At 71.9% G+C, this 16910-nt stretch carries 18 protein-coding genes and 1 tRNA gene; 9 read left to right on the forward strand and 10 right to left on the reverse strand.

Annotated features, from left to right (window positions below):
• Nucleotides 1–33 precede the first annotated feature (33 nt).
• The 3 genes from ACFV9W_RS37265 to ACFV9W_RS37275 form a co-directional block, all read right to left on the reverse strand.
• Nucleotides 34–1215, reverse strand: a complete 1182-nt coding sequence (locus ACFV9W_RS37265) for a hypothetical protein (RefSeq protein WP_385770196.1) — start codon at nt 1213–1215, stop codon at nt 34–36.
• Entirely contained in the window at nt 1212–1814 is a 603-nt protein-coding gene (locus tag ACFV9W_RS37270; protein ID WP_385770198.1) for an ankyrin repeat domain-containing protein, read from the reverse strand. The genes ACFV9W_RS37265 and ACFV9W_RS37270 overlap by 4 nt, the downstream gene beginning before the upstream one ends.
• Before the next feature lie 157 nt (nt 1815–1971).
• Nucleotides 1972–2556 (reverse strand): heme-binding protein, encoded by a 585-nt coding sequence (locus ACFV9W_RS37275; RefSeq protein ID WP_385770200.1) that lies wholly within the window; start codon nt 2554–2556, stop codon nt 1972–1974.
• A 346-nt stretch (nt 2557–2902) separates the two neighbouring features.
• Here ACFV9W_RS37275 and ACFV9W_RS37280 point away from each other — a divergent pair, with 346 nt between their 5' ends.
• From ACFV9W_RS37280 to ACFV9W_RS37290, 3 genes are all read left to right on the forward strand, one after another.
• Nucleotides 2903–4177 carry a sensor histidine kinase gene (locus tag ACFV9W_RS37280; RefSeq protein ID WP_385770234.1) on the forward strand — a complete coding sequence of 425 codons (1275 nt, stop codon included), beginning with the start codon at nt 2903–2905 and terminating at the stop codon, nt 4175–4177.
• Nucleotides 4174–4806: a response regulator gene (locus ACFV9W_RS37285; protein ID WP_385770202.1), complete on the forward strand. Its 633-nt coding sequence runs from the start codon at nt 4174–4176 to the stop codon at nt 4804–4806. Before ACFV9W_RS37280 ends, ACFV9W_RS37285 begins: the two co-directional genes overlap by 4 nt.
• 102 nt (nt 4807–4908) lie before the next feature.
• Nucleotides 4909–5409, forward strand: a complete 501-nt coding sequence (locus ACFV9W_RS37290; RefSeq protein WP_385770204.1) for a hypothetical protein — start codon at nt 4909–4911, stop codon at nt 5407–5409.
• Nucleotides 5410–5432: 23 nt separating this feature from the next.
• On the opposite strand, the gene ACFV9W_RS37295 is transcribed toward ACFV9W_RS37290, so the two are convergent.
• Entirely contained in the window at nt 5433–6146 is a 714-nt protein-coding gene (locus ACFV9W_RS37295; RefSeq protein WP_385770206.1) for a pentapeptide repeat-containing protein, read from the reverse strand.
• A gap of 145 nt (nt 6147–6291) precedes the next feature.
• On the opposite strand from ACFV9W_RS37295, the gene ACFV9W_RS37300 reads away from it, so the two are divergent.
• Both ACFV9W_RS37300 and ACFV9W_RS37305 read left to right on the forward strand, forming a co-directional pair.
• On the forward strand, nt 6292–7476 hold the full coding sequence (locus ACFV9W_RS37300; protein WP_385770208.1) for an NAD(P)-binding protein: 1185 nt from the start codon (nt 6292–6294) through the stop codon (nt 7474–7476).
• A 69-nt stretch (nt 7477–7545) separates the two neighbouring features.
• On the forward strand, nt 7546–8553 hold the full coding sequence (locus ACFV9W_RS37305; RefSeq protein ID WP_385770210.1) for a zinc-binding dehydrogenase: 1008 nt from the start codon (nt 7546–7548) through the stop codon (nt 8551–8553).
• Between the two features lie 14 nt (nt 8554–8567).
• Here ACFV9W_RS37305 and ACFV9W_RS37310 read toward each other — a convergent pair whose 3' ends face one another.
• From ACFV9W_RS37310 to ACFV9W_RS37325, 4 genes are all read right to left on the reverse strand, one after another.
• The gene (locus ACFV9W_RS37310) at nt 8568–9485 is read right to left on the reverse strand and encodes a GNAT family N-acetyltransferase (RefSeq protein ID WP_385770212.1); all 918 of its coding nucleotides are present in this window, start codon (nt 9483–9485) and stop codon (nt 8568–8570) included.
• Nucleotides 9486–9637: 152 nt separating this feature from the next.
• Nucleotides 9638–10114 (reverse strand): GNAT family N-acetyltransferase, encoded by a 477-nt coding sequence (locus ACFV9W_RS37315; RefSeq protein ID WP_385770214.1) that lies wholly within the window; start codon nt 10112–10114, stop codon nt 9638–9640.
• 65 nt (nt 10115–10179) lie between these two features.
• Nucleotides 10180–11055 carry an aminoglycoside phosphotransferase family protein gene (locus ACFV9W_RS37320; protein ID WP_385770216.1) on the reverse strand — a complete coding sequence of 292 codons (876 nt, stop codon included), beginning with the start codon at nt 11053–11055 and terminating at the stop codon, nt 10180–10182.
• A 74-nt stretch (nt 11056–11129) separates the two neighbouring features.
• Nucleotides 11130–11912 (reverse strand): thioredoxin domain-containing protein, encoded by a 783-nt coding sequence (locus ACFV9W_RS37325; RefSeq protein WP_385770218.1) that lies wholly within the window; start codon nt 11910–11912, stop codon nt 11130–11132.
• Between the two features lie 117 nt (nt 11913–12029).
• Here ACFV9W_RS37325 and ACFV9W_RS37330 point away from each other — a divergent pair, with 117 nt between their 5' ends.
• Nucleotides 12030–13460, forward strand: a complete 1431-nt coding sequence (locus tag ACFV9W_RS37330; RefSeq protein WP_385770220.1) for an NAD(P)/FAD-dependent oxidoreductase — start codon at nt 12030–12032, stop codon at nt 13458–13460.
• On the opposite strand, the gene ACFV9W_RS37335 is transcribed toward ACFV9W_RS37330, so the two are convergent.
• Both ACFV9W_RS37335 and ACFV9W_RS37340 read right to left on the reverse strand, forming a co-directional pair.
• A complete protein-coding gene (locus ACFV9W_RS37335) occupies nt 13457–13741 on the reverse strand; it encodes a hypothetical protein (protein ID WP_385770222.1) in 285 nt (94 codons plus the stop codon). The genes ACFV9W_RS37330 and ACFV9W_RS37335 overlap by 4 nt on opposite strands.
• Nucleotides 13742–13813: 72 nt before the next feature.
• Nucleotides 13814–13887: transfer RNA gene (locus ACFV9W_RS37340), tRNA-Thr, on the reverse strand.
• A gap of 228 nt (nt 13888–14115) precedes the next feature.
• On the opposite strand from ACFV9W_RS37340, the gene ACFV9W_RS37345 reads away from it, so the two are divergent.
• From ACFV9W_RS37345 to ACFV9W_RS37355, 3 genes are all read left to right on the forward strand, one after another.
• Nucleotides 14116–15252 (forward strand): ABC transporter ATP-binding protein, encoded by a 1137-nt coding sequence (locus ACFV9W_RS37345; RefSeq protein ID WP_385770224.1) that lies wholly within the window; start codon nt 14116–14118, stop codon nt 15250–15252.
• A gap of 227 nt (nt 15253–15479) precedes the next feature.
• Nucleotides 15480–15938, forward strand: coding sequence for a hypothetical protein (locus ACFV9W_RS37350; protein ID WP_385770226.1), 459 nt, complete (start codon nt 15480–15482; stop codon nt 15936–15938).
• Between the two features lie 98 nt (nt 15939–16036).
• Nucleotides 16037–16792, forward strand: coding sequence for an NDP-sugar synthase (locus ACFV9W_RS37355; protein ID WP_385770228.1), 756 nt, complete (start codon nt 16037–16039; stop codon nt 16790–16792).
• The last annotated feature ends 118 nt before the right edge of the window (nt 16793–16910 follow it).

Raw genomic sequence — 16910 nt, forward strand, 5'->3', positions numbered from 1 at the left:
CCGCTTGCCCCGGTACCGGCGCCCGGCAGGACCTCAGAGGACGGCGATCCCCAACGGCCGCTCCCCCGCGGCCAGTCGGCGGGTGTCGCCGCTGTCGATGTCGACGACGGTGATCCCGTTCCAGTAGCCGTCGCGGGTGAAGCCGCCGGTGACGTACGCGGTCCCGCCGTCCTCGGAGACGGCGACGTCCTCGTGCGGCCCGTCGAGCGGCACGACCTTCTCCTTGCCGCCGGGCGTACGGACGGTGAGCGAGGGGCCCTCGTCCTCGGACGGGTCGATGGGGCCGGTGCCGACGGCGAGGAGCGTCCCGTCGGGGGTGATCGTGACGCCGTGCTGATGCGTGTTCGCGGTCATCCGCTCGACGGTCGAGCGGCCGGTGTCCGGGTCGACCACGACGAGCCGCTCGCCCTCGAAGGGGAAGAGCAGCCTGCCGTCGGAGGGCCGTACGGCCGCGTAGTGCGGCTTCAGCCACGAGCCGAGACCGCCTTCGGTGCCGTACGGGGCGACCTCGATCCGGCGGGTGTCACCGCTGTCCGTGTCGAGGACGGTGACGTCGAAGGAGTCGTGATCGGTGGCGTACACCTGGCTCCCGTCGCGCGACACGTCGACGTCGAAGGGCCGCCGGCCGACGGAGGCGGTGTCGGTGACCTTCTCGGACTCGGTGTCGATGGTCTCCAACGCCCCGTTCCCGCCGGGGACATTGACGCCCACGTACGCGTGCCTGCCGTCGGGCGCGAGGGCGATGCCCATGCCGCCGCCGCGGTACTCGCCGTCGGTGACGGGGCCGAGGCCCTCGGTCTCGTACGGGATCAGGGCCTCGCGCTCGCGGCTGTCCGTGTCGACGACCGCGACGCCCTCGGCGGTGGCGACCCAGGCCCGGCCGTCGTCACCGACGACGAGCCCGTACGGGGCATGGCCGACCTTCACCGAGTCGAAGGCGCCCTCGCCGCGGGCCGGGTCGACGAAGGAGACGGTGTCGGAGCCGAAGTCGGCGACAAGGAGGGTGCCGTCGGGGGTCTTGGCGGCCTTGGAGGTCTTGGGGGTCTTGGGGGTCTTGGGGCTTTTGGATGCCTCGGAGGCTTCGGGGGTTTCGGAGGACTGCTTCTTCGTGGGGGAACTCGCCTTACGGGGAGGGGTGTTGGCTTCGTCCTGCGTCGCGGCGCAGCCGGTCGCGAGGACCGCGACGGCGACCGCCGCGAGGACCGCGCGCCTCACCGCACGGCCCGCAACAGGCCGGCGATCTCGGCGAAGCCACGCCGCTCGGCGTGTTCGAGGGGGGTCGTGCCGTCGCCGTCGGGCAGATCGGGGGTGGCACCCGCCGTGATGAGCAGCTCGACGATCTCCTGGTGCGCGCGGCCGCCGTCGCCGAGGATCACGGCCTCCAGCAGGGCGGTCCAGCCGAGCCTGTTGACGTGGTCGACGTTGATGTCGGTCTCGCGGAGCACGGCGCGCACGTAGTCGACGTGGCCGCGTTCGGCGGCCGGGATGACGGAGATGCCGCCGAACCGGTTGGTGACCTTCAGGTCGGGCCGGGCGGGCAGCAGAGCGCGCAGCATCGCCACGGAGCCGGTGACACCGGTGGCGAGCCACGCGCTGTCGTCCCGCTCGTCCTGGGCGTTCGGGTCGGCGCCGGCCGCGACGAGGACCTCGGCGACGGCGACATGGTCGTTCAGGGAGGCGAGGAGGAGCGGCGTACGACGGTTCGCGTCACGGGCCTCGACGTCGGCGCCCGCCGCGAGCGCGGCCCGCACGGCGCCGGCGTCACCGTGCGCGGCGGCGGCGAGGAGCGTGCGGTTGATCTCGGTGTGCTGCATGGTGCGGCTCCATAGGTCCCCTGCGCGCCGCAGGATCGTGCCGGTAGATATCGAGTGCACGTACATCGTGGCTGGTCGCTCCGTGCCGGTAGTTCAAGCCCCGTCGGCGATTGAGGCTGCTCAATCGCCGCAGGGGCTCGAACGGGTCGGCCGCGTCCTACTTGAGGGTCGCCACGCCCGCCTGGGCGAACTTCTCGTCCAGGTCGCCGGAGGGCGCACCGGCGACACCGATGCCCGCGATGGGCGCGTTGTCGGCGGTGACCGGGGCCCCGCCCGCGAGGAACAGCGTGCCGGGGATGTCCTTCAGGTTCGGCGCCTGCTCGAGACGCTTCGTCAGCTCGGAGGTGGGCGCGTTCCAGGACACCGCGGTGTACGCCTTCTTCACGGCGGACTCCGGCGACTGCGGACCCGCACCGTCACCGCGCAGCTCGACGATCGTGTTGCCGTTGCGGTCGACGACGGCGACGGAGACCTTCTGGTTCTCCTTCTTCGCGGCCTTGAGCACGGCCTGCGCGGCGTCGGTCGCGGCGTCCACGGTGAGGTGCTTGGACTCGAAGGTGTTGCCGGCCTTGGCGGCGGCGGGCTTGGCGGCGGCGGGCTTGGCGGCGGCGGCCTGCGCGGCCGGCTCCGAGTCCGCGGCGCTCGCCGAGTACGCGCCGAACCCGCCGACGGCGATGGCGGCGGCCAGCGTGGTGCCGGTGATGAGGCGGGTGCGCTTCGAGACCTTCTTGGCGTGCTGCATGGGAACGACTCCTGGGTGAAGGGGGAGAGCTGCGAGTAGAGGGAGGAGAGGTCGACCGGGAGGCGCTTGCCGTTCCGCCGTCCCGCTCTGCCTTCAATCCTGGGTCCGGAACCGGCCCCCACCCGTCGACGTACCGGCTCGTCGCGGCGCGCCGGGCGGTCGACGCCGGGGTCATCCGATCGGTTGACCCCAGGGGCGTACAACCCGGCGACAATGGGATTGTTTGCCCAGGTCGACGCCGTAAGGAGGTGCGGGAACCGTGACCCGGAACCGACCGGAGCCCGCCGACAACGGCGTCCACCACAGCGACGGCTACGACACCGACATCCGCCGCCTCACCGCGGTCATGCACGCCTCGTTCTTCCTGCTCCTGGCCGTGGCCCTGGCGCGCTTCCTGCTGCGCCACTCGCACGACGAGCGCAGCCCGTGGATCGTCGCGCTCTCGGCGGTCGTGGCGCTGCTGTACGGGGCCGGGCTCGTACGGGGTCTCGCGGGGCGGGCCACGGTCGGGCAGCGGGTGTGGCTGACGCTGGTGGTCGTGGTGTGGGTGGTGCTCACGGTGCTCGCGCCGAGCTTCGCGTGGTGCGCCGTGCCGCTCTTCTACACGGGCCTGCGCACGCTGCCGACCCGCCCCGCGCTCGTCCTGGTGGGGCTCCTGACGGTGCTCGTCATCCTCGCCCAGCTGCGGCTCGCCGGCCGTCTCGACCCGGACCTGCTGCTCGGCCCGCCGGCCGTCACGGTGATCGCCACCGCCGTGTTCCTTCAGATGAAACGGCAGGCCGCACGGCAGCGCAGGCTCATCGACGACCTGATCCGCACCCGCCGCGAACTGGCCGCGTCCGAGCGCCGCGAGGGCACGCTCGCCGAGCGGCAGCGGCTCTCCATGGAGATCCACGACACCCTGGCGCAGGGTCTGTCCAGCCAACAGATGCTGTTGCAGGCGGCTGAGCGGGTGTGGGAGGCGGACCCCGGCAAGGCCCGCGCGCACGTCGGCACGGCCGCGTCGATCGCCGAGCACAACCTCACCGAGGCGCGCCGCTTCGTGCACGATCTGGCCCCCGCCGACCTGGCCAGTGGGCTGACGGAGGCGCTGCGGGCGGTGGCCTCGCGGGAGTCCGGCGACCGGATCGCCGTCCAGGTCCGCGTCGACGACGACGGGCGCGCGGACCGACTGCCCGACCGGGTGCAGTCGGCACTGCTGCGGATCGCGCAGGGGGCGCTGGCGAACGTGCGGGAGCACTCGGGGGCGGGCAGCGCGGTGATCACGCTGACGCTGCTCGACGACCAGGTGGTCCTCGACGTCGCCGACGACGGGCGGGGGTTCGATCCCGCCGCGTTGCCCTCCGGGGCGTCCGGGGTGCGGGGGCACGGGATTCCGGCGATCCGGGCGCGGGTGCGGCAGCTGGGTGGCAGGTTGTCGCTCGAGTCGGCGCCGGGTGAGGGGGCGGTGGTCTCCGCGGCGATTCCGCTTTCACCGGCGACGGGGTTGACGCCTCGGGGCTCCGCCCCGGACCCCGCGCCTCAATCGCCGGCGGGGCTTGAATTGCCCAGCCGCCCCGGCACGGAGGCGGATGTACCCAACCGGCACCGGCGCTTGAATGATGAAACGGAGTCGTCATGACCCAGCCCATCCGCATCCTCCTCTGCGACGACCACGTGGTCGTGCGCGCCGGATTGCTCGCGTTGCTCGACAGTGCCGCGGACATCGAGGTCGTCGGGGAGGCCGGGGGCGGGGAGGAGGCCATCGCGCTGGTCGCGAAGGTCCGGCCCGACGTCGTCCTCATGGACCTCCAGCTGGGCGAGGGCATCGACGGCGTGGAGACCACCCGCCGCCTCACATCGGGACCGGAGCCCACCCCGCACGTCCTGGTCCTGACCACCTACGACACCGACGCCGACATCACCCGCGCCATCGAGGCGGGCGCGACGGGCTATCTGCTCAAGGCGGAGCGGCCCGAGGAACTGTTCGCCGCGATCCACGCCGCGGCGGAGGGCCGCACCGCGCTGTCCGCCCCGGTGGCGAGCCGCGTCATGGCCAATATGCGCAAGCCGCGGCCCACCCTCACCGACCGCGAGCGCGACATCCTCGCCCAGCTCGCGCACGGCCTCGGCAACCGGGAGATCGCCAAGGCCCTGTTCATCAGCGAGGCCACGGTCAAGACCCACCTGGGCCGGATCTACGACAAGCTCGGCGTCGACACCCGGGCCGGTGCCGTATCGGTGGCCAAGGAGCAGCGACTGCTCCCGTAAGGACTGGCCCGGGCCACGCTCGTGAGTACCGGTCCTGCGCCCGTGCCCGGACCGGGCCCACTCTCGTGCCGGCCATGGCCCCGCCCGTGACACCATCTCTACGTGCTCGACATCGGTTACGCCCTCTCCCGCCGCTTCCCGGACCCGCCGCAGACGGACTACCGGCGCGCGGACGTCCACGCGCTGCGCCACGACCTGTTCTGCGGCGATGTGTACCTGGCCGACACCAAGGCCGACCAGGAAGTGTCCACAGCCTGGGGATGGGTTCCGGTGCTCGACTTCGCGTGGGCGCTGTGCGACATCGTCGAGCAGCTGGACCGGGACCCGCTCGGCAGCCGCTCCGCCACCCCGCAGCTCGCCGAGCTGGACTTCACGGAGTCGAGCGACCGCATGCTCTTCGAGCGCCGCTTCGGCTGGGTGGACATCGAGGCCGACTGGATGCCGGCCGAGGAGCCCGCGCTGACCTTCTCCCACTCCGCGCTGCGCCGCGAGGCCCGGGACTTCCTGCACGACCTGATCGCCGACCTCACGGACATGCACGAGGACCTGGCCGACAACCCGGCCGTGTGGGACCTCCAGGCCCGCTTCCCCCGCCTCCCGTAACCCGCTGCTCCCCAGAGGGACGCCTACTCCACCCGCACCCCCAGCTCCGCCGCGAACACCCCGGCCAGATCCAGGAGTTGGGCCGGTGAGATCACCGCGCCGCCCAGCCGGTCCACGCCCCGCGCGATCCCCAGCTCCGCCGCGTCCCGCAGGTCGACGTCCGTCAGGGTCGCCGCCGAGAAGTCGGCGCCCTTCAGCGCGCAGCCCGCGAACTCCACCCGCTCCAGGCGAGCGCCCCCGAAGTCCGGCTCCACCAGCACGCAGCCCTCGAACACGACGTCCTTGAGGCGCGCCTTGCGCAGATTCAGGTAGTCGATCTTCCCGCCCCTGATCACCACCCGCTCCAGGGCCGCCCCGTGCAGCTGCACCCCGCCGAGCCGGGCGTCCACCACCTCCACGTCCCGCAGCGTCGCCTCCGCGAGGTTCGTCCCCACGCCCCGTACGTCGGTGAGCCTCGAGTCGATGAATCTGGCCCGCGCGAGGCCCGCCTCGTCGAGCCCGCACGCCGCCAGCGCGCAGTCCATGAACCGCGCCCCGACCCCCTCCTGCCCGGCGAGGTCGACGCCCCGGAACTCCAGCCCGTCGTAATCCCCGTCGGGTTCGAGACCGCGCCCCTCCCACGGCGCCAGCGGAGGCAGCCGCACCTGCGGCCGCCGCGCCTTCTTCACCTTCGCCGGAGCCCGGCCCCCCGCCGCTCCGGCGGACCGCCCCGCACCACCACCACGCCTGTCGCTCATGACCCCATGCTGCACGCCGCCACTGACAATCCCCGGCCGACCCCAAGTGACCTGCGCGAACGGCCCGATGTCACATCCGCGCCCACCCCGCACGTCGTATCCGTGAAGGCCGCCCGTACGCCCGACCACGCACTCAGGAGCACCCATGCGTCACCCCACCCCCGCGCTCACCGTCATCGGCGGAGGTCTCGCCGGTCTCACCGCCGCGATCACCGCGGCGGAGGCGGGCGCGCGCGTCACCCTGCACGAAGCGCACCACACGCTCGGCGGCCGGGCCCGCACCGCCGAGGGCCCCCACCTCACCCACGAGGGCCCGCACGCCCTCTACAACGGCGGCCCGCACTGGACCTGGCTGCGCCGCCGCGAGCTGCTCGGTCCGCTCGCCCCGATCCCGCCGCTCGAAGGCGCCCGGCTGCGCTTCCACCGCGACGGCGCGCTGCGCCGCACCCCGCCCGCGGGGCTCCTGCGCCTCCTGCGCCACAGGCCCGAACGCGCGCCCGTGGACGAGGACTTCACCACGTGGGCCACCCGCCTCGCGGGCCCGGACGCGGCCCGCGCCGCCGCCCACTACACGGCCGTCGCCCTGTTCCACCACGACCCCGGATCGCTCGCGGCCCGCTTCGTCCAGGAGCGTCTGCGCCGCACCGCCAAGGTGCCGCCCGAGGCGCAGTACCCGGTCGGCGGCTGGTCCTCGGTCGTCGACCGGATGGCGTCCCGCGCCTGGAACCTCGGCGTGCGCATGGAGACCCTGAGCCGCATCGACTGCGTGCCCACCGACACCCCCGTCGTCGTCGCCACCTCGCTCGACGCGGCCCGCAGGCTCCTGGGCGACCCGTCCCTGACCTGGGACAGCGGCCGTACGACACTGATCGATCTGGCCGTCCGCAGCCGCCGCGGCGACGCCTTCGCGGTGTCGGGCATCGACTTCCCGGCCTGGATCGAACGGTTCACCGCGCAGGACAAGACCCTCGCCCCGCACGGCGAGAGCCTGATCCAGGGCCAGGTCCCGGTCGCACCCGACGAGTCCAAGGCGGACGGTTCCGCACGCGCCGACGGCCTGCTCGACCTCGCGTTCCCTGGCTGGCGCGAGCGCACGACGTGGCGGCGCGACGCCCTCGCCCAGGGGCGCACGGGAGCCCTCGACCGCCCCGGCACGACCTGGCGCGACCGCCCCGCGATCGACCGCGGCGAGGGCGTCTACCTGGCGGGCGACATGGTGGCGGCGCCCGGCGTCCTGTCGGAGGTCTCCTTCACCAGCGCCATCGAGGCGACGACGCTGGCGCTGCGGCGGCGCGCCCTCACCCGCGGCCTTGACCTCGACCGAGCTTGAGGTCGAAGACTGGCGCCAGGCCGCACAAGCCCGCCCGCCAGGGACCGCACACCGCCCACAGGAGCTGTCATGCACGCCGTCCGCCTGCACGCCTTCGGCCCCGCCGAGAACCTCACGTACGAGAAGACCGAGGACCCCGAGCCGGGCCCCGGACAGGTGCGGATCGCGGTCGCGGCCGCGGGCGTGCACCTGCTGGACACCGCGATCCGCTCCGGCGTCCAAGGGCCGCTGCCGGCCCTTCCCGAACTGCCCACGATCCCCGGCCGCGAGGTCGCCGGCACCGTCGAGTCGCTCGGCCCGGACACCGACCCCGCCTGGCTCGGCAAGAACGTCGTCGCCCACCTCGGCATGGTCCCCGGCGGCTACGCCGAGCTCGCCGTCACGGACGCCGACCGGCTCCACGAGATCCCGGCCGGCCTGGACCCGGCGGGCGCCGTCGCCATGATCGGCACGGGCCGCACGGCCCTCGGCATCCTGAGCTTCACCACCGTCACCCCCGACACCGTCGCGCTCGTCCCCGCCGCCGCGGGCGGCATCGGCACGCTCCTCGTGCAGTACGTGAAGCACGCGGGCGGCACCGCGATCGGCCTGGCGGGTGGACCGGGGAAGACGGCCGCGGTCGAAGCGAACGGCGCCGACCTCGCCCTCGACTACAACGACCCCGACTGGGCGGAAAAGGCCCGGGAGTTCCTCTGCGGCCGGGACGCCACCGTCCTCTTCGACGGCGTCGGCGGCCCGACGACCGAACGCGCCCTCGACCTCCTCGGCCCCGGCGGCCACCACCTGATCTTCGGCTGGTCCGCCCAGGGCATCGGCGCCGACGAGGGCCCGCACCTCCTCGACGAGACCGAACTGGCCCGCCGCGGCCTCACCCAGGAACAGGTCCTCGGCCCGCCGATGCTGCGCAGGGCGGGCGGCGACAATCCGATGCGCACCCTCGAACTCGCCGCCCTCGACCACGCGGCCCACGGCGTCCTGACCCCTGCCGTGCACCGCTTCCCGCTCGCCGACGCGGCCGCCGCGCACCATGCCCTGGAGACACGCGGCACGACGGGCAAGGTGGTCCTGGAGCCGTAAGCCGCAGGTCGCCTCTAGGAAGCGGGGCTCAGCCGCTTCTCGAACCAATGGTGCGCGTACGGCTCGTCGTTGAACGCCGCGACCTCCTCGAACCCGTACGCCCGGTACAGCCCGATCGCCTCTGGAAGCGCCTTGTTGGTGTCCAGGCGCAGCAGCTCGGCGCCGTGCCGGGCGGCCCGCTCCTCCAGCTCCGCCAGGAAGCGGCGGGCGAGCCCGAGGCCCCTGACGCGCGGCGCCACCCACATCCGCTTCACCTCGGCCGCGCCGCCCGGCGGCAGCTTGAGCCCGGCGCAGCCGACCGGCTCCCCGTGCAGCCGCGCCACCACGAACCGGCCGCGCGGCGGCCGGAGTTCACCGGCGTCGGGCAGGAGGCTGTGCGCCGGGTCGAAGCCCGTGTCGAACCGTTCCTGGAGCTCGGCGAAGTAGCCGCGCAGGCACAGCTCGGCGTCGGGGTGGTCGGGCGCGACCTCGTCGAGCGTGACCGTGCCCGCCGTGAGCAGCCGGTCCACCTCTGCCATCGCGGCGACCAGGCGGCCGCGCTGGGCCGGGCTCAGCGGGGCGAGCAGCGAGCCCGCGGCCTCGTCGCTGCGCCGGTCGAGCAGAGCCCACTCGGCGCGCCCCGGCTCCGTGAGCCGCGCGGTACGCACCCGGCGGTCGCTCTCCAGCGGTTCCACCGCCACGAGGCCGTCCGCCTCCAGGGCGCGCAGCAGCCGGCTGACGTACCCGGAGTCGAGCCCGAGCCGCTCCCGCAGCTTCCGCACGTCGAGCGGCGCCCCGGCCTCGCCGATCTCCCACAGCAGGCGGGCCTGCCCGTAGGGCCGCTCGGTGCCGTGGAACCGCTCCTGGAGCACGCCGACGCGCTCGCTGACCACACGGTTGAACCGCCGCACCCGCGCGACGTCGCCGACGCCACCGTCCTCACCCTCACGCATTCTCTGACCTTAGTCAGAGAATGCGGGGGCGCGCCACCCTAGGGCCCTTCTGACGGATCAGGCTGGATGCGGACGGCCTTCGCGAGCGGTGCAGAGCTTGGGGGAGTGCGTGCCAGGGCCCGCGACCCCAGCAAGATCCGTCAGAAGGGCCCCTAGGCGGCGCCCACCGCCTTCAGCGCCTCGTCCGTCAGCCGGTACACCGTCCACTCGTCCTGCGGGCGCGCACCCATCGCCTCGTAGAACTCGATCGACGGCGTGTTCCAGTTCAGCACCGACCACTCCAGGCGCTCGTAACCGCGCTCCACACAGACCCGCGCCAGCTCCGTGAGCAGCGCCTTCCCATGGCCACCACCGCGCGCCGAGGGACGCACGTACAGGTCCTCCAGGTAGATGCCGTGCACACCGCGCCACGTAGAGAAATTCAGGAACCACAGCGCGAAACCCACCGGCTCGCCGGTCTCCGCGTCTTCGGCGATGTGCGCGTACGCCGCCGGGCGCTCGCCGAACAGCGCCTCGCGCAACTGCTCCTCGCTCGCCCGCGCCTCGTGCAGCGCCTTCTCGTACTCGGCGAGCTCACGGACCATGGCGTGGATGACGGGGACGTCGGCCGGGGTGGCGGTACGAATCATGGCGGAAGACTAATCCGCGGCACTGACACCCGACCGCCGGGGACCGGCCCGCGAGACGGCACCGATCAGCGGCGCAGCCGCCGCGCGATCTCCAGATCCACCGCGCCCAGCTCCCGCCCGTCCTCGATGTCCCACAGCGCGTTCTGCAGCACCCGGCCCAGCGTCCACGCCCGCGCCCGCTCCCGGTCGAGCCCGAGAACCCCGCTCATCGCCTCGAACCGCCACACCGTCTCCTGCGGCTCGAAACGGTTGTCCAGCGCGGGCCACAGGTCGAACCCGGGATCACCGGCCAGGGGCTTCGGGTCGATCGCCAGCCACGGTTCACGCTCGGCGGCCAGCACGTTGTCGAAGTGCAGGTCCCAGTGCAGCAGCCGGTCCCCGGCCTCGTCCGCGACCTCCCGCACCGCCGCCACGCAGTCGGCGAGCAGCGTACGCTCGGCCGGATCGGCCACCCGCAGCAGCGCCTCCGGGGCCTGCGCGAGCATCCCCGCCGCGATGTCGGACAGCCTCCGCACACCCTCCGGAGCGGGCCCCGCCGTCAGCCGCGCCAGCAGCTCGGCGATCACCAGGACCGCCTTGCGGGAGTCCTCGACGACGCTCAACATCCGGTCGGAGTCGAGCCGTTCGAGCAGCATCGTGCCCGTCCCGTCGTCGTACGCGAGGAGCCGCACGGCCCCGTCACCGTTCCACGTCCGCAGCGCGACCGGCTCGCCCTCGGTCTCCTCGTCCAGCACCTGGAACTTGAGCGCCGCGGGCCGCCCGCCACCCACCACGGGCACGACGAGCGCGGCCATCCCGTGCATCAGCGGCCCGTCGACCGTCAGCTCCCAGCGCTCCAGGAACTCCTCCACGCGCGCGGGCAGCGCCGCGACGAACGCACGGCCCGCCTCCCCCGCGTACTCGTACTGCGACTCAACAAGGCCCTTCGGTACGTCGATCACGCGGCCGACCCTAAGCCGCCACCGGCCCTCGGGTCCCGTCGATTTCCAGGAGTCCCCCGCGTCCTCGGAGCCCGTCAACTACCGGGAACACCCGCGCCCTCCAGCACCTTCTCGAACGTGTCCTCGTCGTACATCGCCTTCTCCGGGGTGACCTTCTCGCCGTCCACATAGACCGTGGGCGTGCCCTCGACGCCGTCCGCACGGAACTTCTTCATCGCCGCGTCCACGAAGTCCCGGTACTCCATGTCCCGCACGGCACCGTCGAACGCGGAGGAACGCAGCCCGTCGACCGTCCCGGCGATCTTCAGCAGGAAGTCGTCCGTGTACGCGTCCGTGGTCTCGTCGGCGGGCTGGTTCGCGAACACGGCGGAGTGGTACACGGGGAACTTCCCGGCCGCCACGGAGGCGCGCAGCGCGTTCGCCGCCGTCACCGAGCCGTGGCCGTTGAGGTTCTCGTCGAGGAACGAGGCGATGACGTACTCGACCTTCACGTCCCCGTCGGCCACCCGCCCGGTCAGCGCCCGGGCGCCGCCCTGCTCGAACTTCTTGCAGTACGGGCAGCGCGGATCCTCGTACACCTTCACCGTGTGCGGCGCCTTCGCGTCACCCACCACGATCACGTCGCCGCCCTCCACGCGCGCGTGCAGCCCCGCCAGCTCGTCGGCGTCCCCGGCCGGCTTCACGGAAGGAGAGGCCGACGCGGTCACCGGGGCCGAGGTCTCGTCGCCGGCACTTCCACCACCGCCCTCGTCACCACAGGCCGTGGCCGTCACCCCGAGCAGCACGACCGCCAGCGCCGCGGCCCGCAACCGCCCCGCACCCTTCACCCGCACCATCCGCACGTTCCGTACGTCCACGATCCGGCTCCCACTCGCCCCGCACGCGTCCCATGACCACCTCACAGGCGACAAAAGCCACGAAACCATCACCTCCCCCCTCCCGCATTCCGTCGCCGCCCAGTAACGTCCCGCGCCATGAGCAACGGCATCAGCGGCCCCGGTGGCCCCCGCGACACCACCGGCACCATCAACGGCGGCATATCGTTCTGGTACGCGGACGACGGCATCCCGCTCACCCGCGACCCCCTGCCCGGCGACGCGAACGCCGACGTCGTCATCGTCGGCGGCGGCTACACGGGCCTGTGGACGGCGTACTACCTGAAGAAGGCCGCCCCGTTCCTGCGCATCACCGTCCTGGAACAGAAGTTCTGCGGCTACGGCGCCTCCGGCCGCAACGGCGGCTGGCTCTACAACGGCATCGCGGGCCGCGACCGCTACGCCAAGCTCCACGGCCACGACGGAGCCGTCCGCCTCCAACAGGCCATGAACGAAACGGTGTCGGAGGTCATCGACGTAGCCCGCACCGAATCCATCGACGCGGACATCCACCACGGCGGCGTACTCGAAGTCGCCTACACCCCCGCCCAGTTGGCACGCCTCAAGTCCTTCCACGAAACAGAACTCACCTACGGTGAGAAGGACCGCACCCTGCACGGCGCCCGCGAGACGGCCGACCGCATCCGCGTCGCCGGCGCCGTCGGCTCCACCTGGACCCCGCACGGCGCCCGCCTCCACCCGGTCAAACTCCTCAAAGGCCTGGCAGCGGCCGTGGAGTCGCTGGGCGTGACGATCCACGAATCAACACCCGTCACCGAGATCAAGCCCAAACACGCCATCACGCCCTACGGCACGGTCCGCGCCCCCTACATCCTGCGCTGCACGGAAGGCTTCACCGCCTCCCTCAAGGGCCAGCGCCGCACCTGGCTCCCCATGAACTCCTCCATGATCGCCACAGAGCCGCTGACGGAATCCCAATGGGAATCCATCGGCTGGGAAGGCCGCGAAACCCTCGGCGACATGGCCCACGCCTACATGTACGCCCAACGCACGGCCGACGACCGCATCGCCCTCGGCGGCCGCGGCGTCCCCTACCGCTACGCCTCGAAGACGGACAACGACGGCCGCACCCAGCCCAAGACCATCGAAGCCCTCTACGAGATCCTGACCCGCTTCTTCCCCCAGCTCACCGGCATCGGCATCGACCACGCCTGGTCCGGCGTCCTCGGCGTCCCCCGCGACTGGTGCGCCACCGTCACCCTCGACCGCTCCACCGGCCTCGGCTGGGCCGGCGGCTACGTCGGCTCGGGCGTCGCCACCACGAACCTGGCCGCACGCACCCTCCGCGACCTCGTCCAACAGGACTCAGGCCAGTCGGGCCCCACCGACCTCACCACGCTCCCCTGGGCCAACCACAAGGTCCGCAAATGGGAACCGGAACCCCTGCGCTGGCTCGGCGTCCACGGCATGTACGCCACGTACTACGCCGCCGACCGCCGCGAACTGACCACCCACTCGTCCGACTCATCACGCCTCGCGCAATGGGCGGACAAGATCGCGGGCCGCTAGCCCCGCGCGCACTTGGGATACTTGGCCCCCTCGGCACACTGGTTGTAGTCACCGAGACTGACGTCGACCTCTTCCCGGTCCCCACCCTTGGCACGGACCTGCAGCTCGTACTCGGTGTGACAGCTGCGGGTCCGCTTGGACCCCTTCTTCTTCGTCTTGCACTCACGGTCCGTGTTCTTGCTGACGACGGTCCCGCTGACGCTCTTCGACGAACTACTGCACCCGGCCAACGGCACGGCAAGCACGGAAACGGTGACAAGAGCGGCCAGAACGCGCTTCATACGGTGATCTCCCCCGAGGACGTCACGGACAAAAAAACCCAGGTCCACTGGGCGTGACCTGGGCTTTTCCTGAGCCCCCTGTCGGATTCGAACCGACGACCTACGCATTACAAGTGCGTTGCTCTGGCCATCTGAGCTAAGGAGGCAGCCCGAGCAGTGTAACCAACCTCAGCCGCGCGTCCCTCGAAAATTTCCTCGAAGGTCACGTGGTCCCGGGTACTGACAAACCCACTGCCCGCCGCTTACAGTCCGAGCAGTTCACTCGCGTGGACTACACCAGTGCTACACCGCCGTGGCGCACCAGCCATGGCGGCTCACCTTCTTTACAACGGATCGTCCGGCACGTTCCTGCCGGTGAAGGGGGCTTCACAGCCATGGCTTCTGTCACGTTCGACAAGGCGACCCGTGTCTATCCCGGGTCCACCAAGCCCGCGGTCGACGGCCTGGACATCGAGATCGAGGACGGCGAGTTCCTCGTCCTCGTCGGCCCGTCCGGCTGCGGAAAGTCGACCTCCCTGCGGATGCTCGCGGGCCTCGAGGACGTCAACGGCGGTGCGATCCGCATCGGCGAGCGCGACGTCACGCACCTGCCGCCGAAGGACCGGGACATCGCCATGGTGTTCCAGAACTACGCGCTGTACCCGCACATGTCCGTCGCGGACAACATGGGCTTCGCGCTCAAGATCGCCGGTGTGAACAAGGCGGAGATCCGGACGAAGGTCGAAGAGGCCGCGAAGATCCTGGACCTCACCGAGTACCTGGACCGCAAGCCGAAGGCGCTCTCCGGTGGTCAGCGTCAGCGTGTGGCGATGGGTCGCGCGATCGTGCGTGAGCCGCAGGTGTTCCTCATGGACGAGCCGCTGTCGAACCTCGACGCCAAGCTCCGTGTGTCGACGCGTACGCAGATCGCGTCGCTGCAGCGCCGTCTCGGCATCACCACCGTCTACGTCACCCACGACCAGGTCGAGGCCATGACGATGGGCGACCGTGTGGCGGTCCTCAAGGACGGTCTGCTGCAGCAGGTCGACACCCCGCGCAACATGTACGACCGCCCGGCCAACCTCTTCGTCGCCGGCTTCATCGGCTCCCCGGCCATGAACCTGGTCGAGGTCCCGATCACCGACGGCGGCGTGAAGTTCGGCAACTCGGTCGTGCCGGTGAACCGTGAGGCGCTGAAGGCCGCTTCCGACAAGGGCGACCGCACGGTCACCGTCGGCGTCCGCCCGGAGCACTTCGACATCGTCGAGGCGAACGGCGACGCAGTGAAGTCCCTCGCCAAGGACGTCTCGGACGCCCCGGCCGGCCTCGCGGTCTCCGTGAACGTGGTCGAGGAGCTCGGCGCCGACGGCTACGTCTACGGCGCGGCCGAGGTCAATGGCGAGCACAAGGACCTGGTCGTCCGTGTGAACGGCCGCCAGGTGCCGGAGAAGGGCGCCCAGCTGCACGTCGTGCCCCGCGCGGGCGAGACCCACGTGTTCTCGACCTCCACGGGCGAGCGCCTCTCCGACTGACGGCTGCACGGCCGCCGGCCGCGCAATCAGCCATGAGGGCCCCGCACTTCGGTGCGGGGCCCTCTCGCATGCCCTCTCGCACGCCCTCGCCATTGTCGACAAATACCCCGGCAACTCGGGCATTTGGCCCTGCTTCGTCAACACGTATGCAACAAAACCTCTTTGCTCGTCCCTCATCAGAGTGACCAAATGTCGCCAAATCATCACCGAGCGCTACGCTCACTCGCGTGACGCACTCTGCCAACTACACCCAGAAGTCGCGCCGAGCCCGGGGCCGGGGCCCCGCCCGCCGCGCCGCCCGTACGCTCGCCTTCGTCCTGCCGGTGATGCTGGTGCTCTCCGGGACGCTCGCGGTAACCCGAGTCAACTGGTCCGGGAGTTCCTCGGAATCGGTTCTCACGGCCTCCTCACAGGACGTCTCCAAGCGCGCGAAGTCGCGCGCCCCTCAGGACGTGCTGCGCGACCGCCTCCTCCTGGAACTCCAGGAGGACAACCCCGGCGTTGCACTCACTCACCTCCAGCAGGAGATCGACCGCCGCCCCTCGCTCGCCAAGCACTGCATGGCGATCGCGAAGGCGCTCGGCCGTGCCGCCGTGGAGACGTACGGGCCTGCGCGCGCGCAGTCGTTCGCGCGTCCCGTCTGTGACACCTCGTTCGCCTCGGGTGTGGCCGGCTTCCGGGCCTGAGCACCGGACCGGCCCCGAGCCGCGAACCGGTCCCGAGCCGCGCTCGACCGCCGAGCCGCTGGCGTCCCCGCGGGCCGTGCGCACGTACAGTTCCGGTCATGACGACCGCTGAACCGTCCGCGCACGGCCCGCTTCCGTATGCCCATCGCCCGACCCAGGCCGTGGTCCTGGCGGGCGGTCAGGGCTCGCGGCTGCGCCCGTACACCGACGACCGGCCCAAGCCGATGGTGGAGATCCCCGGCACGGGTACGCCGATCATCGGCCATCAGCTGACCTGGCTGGCCGAGGAGGGCGTCACCGATGCCGTCGTCTCCTGCGGTCATCTCGCGGAGGTGCTCCAGGAGTGGCTCGATCAGGCGGAGTTGCCGCTGCGGGTCACCACGGTCGTCGAGAAGGAGCCGCTGGGCCGCGGCGGCGGCCTGAAGTTCGCGGCCTCCCATCTGCCGCATCAGGGGCAGCCCTGGTACGCGACGAACGGCGACATCTGGACGCGGTTCTCGCTGCGCGAGATGGCCGACTTCCATCATGAGCGGGAGGCGACGGCGACCCTCGCGCTGGCCCGGCCGCGGATTCCGTGGGGCGCCGTGGAGACGGACGCGTTCGGCCACATCACCGACTTCATCGAGGCGCCGCCGTCCCCGTATCTGATCAACGCGGGCGTGTATGTCTTCTCCGCCGAGTTCGCCTCCCTGCTGCCGGATCTCGGGGACCACGAGCGCGCCACGTTCCCGCGCCTGGCCCGCGCCAAGCGGCTCGCGGGCTTCCAGCTCCCGCAGGGCGCCTACTGGCGGGCGATCGACACGGCGAAGGACCTCACGGAGGCCGCGAAGGAGCTCGCCGCGCAGGGCCGTTGAGAGCCCTTTCCGTTACGCCGATACGCCGGTACGCCGATGGGGCCCCGCACGAACCACGTGCGGGGGCCCCACGGCGGTCCGGGGGGGGGAACGCGCGACGCGCCCCCGTGTGCGCCCC

The organism is Streptomyces sp. NPDC059897 (assembly GCF_042730865.1).
Classification (GTDB): Bacteria; Actinomycetota; Actinomycetes; order Streptomycetales; family Streptomycetaceae; genus Streptomyces.

Bases quoted from the DNA above. Each gene is read 5' to 3' on its own strand.
- ACFV9W_RS37270 (WP_385770198.1), bottom strand. From the start codon at position 1,814: ATGCAGCACACCGAGATCAACCGCACGCTCCTCGCCGCCGCCGCGCAC.
- ACFV9W_RS37275 (WP_385770200.1), bottom strand. From the start codon at position 2,556: ATGCAGCACGCCAAGAAGGTCTCGAAGCGCACCCGCCTCATCACCGGC.
- ACFV9W_RS37280 (WP_385770234.1), top strand. From the start codon at position 2,903: ATGCACGCCTCGTTCTTCCTGCTCCTGGCCGTGGCCCTGGCGCGCTTC.
- ACFV9W_RS37285 (WP_385770202.1), top strand. From the start codon at position 4,174: ATGACCCAGCCCATCCGCATCCTCCTCTGCGACGACCACGTGGTCGTG.
- ACFV9W_RS37295 (WP_385770206.1), bottom strand. From the start codon at position 6,146: ATGAGCGACAGGCGTGGTGGTGGTGCGGGGCGGTCCGCCGGAGCGGCG.
- ACFV9W_RS37300 (WP_385770208.1), top strand. From the start codon at position 6,292: ATGCGTCACCCCACCCCCGCGCTCACCGTCATCGGCGGAGGTCTCGCC.
- ACFV9W_RS37305 (WP_385770210.1), top strand. From the start codon at position 7,546: ATGCACGCCGTCCGCCTGCACGCCTTCGGCCCCGCCGAGAACCTCACG.
- ACFV9W_RS37310 (WP_385770212.1), bottom strand. From the start codon at position 9,485: ATGCGTGAGGGTGAGGACGGTGGCGTCGGCGACGTCGCGCGGGTGCGG.
- ACFV9W_RS37315 (WP_385770214.1), bottom strand. From the start codon at position 10,114: ATGATTCGTACCGCCACCCCGGCCGACGTCCCCGTCATCCACGCCATG.
- ACFV9W_RS37330 (WP_385770220.1), top strand. From the start codon at position 12,030: ATGAGCAACGGCATCAGCGGCCCCGGTGGCCCCCGCGACACCACCGGC.
- ACFV9W_RS37335 (WP_385770222.1), bottom strand. From the start codon at position 13,741: ATGAAGCGCGTTCTGGCCGCTCTTGTCACCGTTTCCGTGCTTGCCGTG.
- ACFV9W_RS37345 (WP_385770224.1), top strand. From the start codon at position 14,116: ATGGCTTCTGTCACGTTCGACAAGGCGACCCGTGTCTATCCCGGGTCC.
- ACFV9W_RS37355 (WP_385770228.1), top strand. From the start codon at position 16,037: ATGACGACCGCTGAACCGTCCGCGCACGGCCCGCTTCCGTATGCCCAT.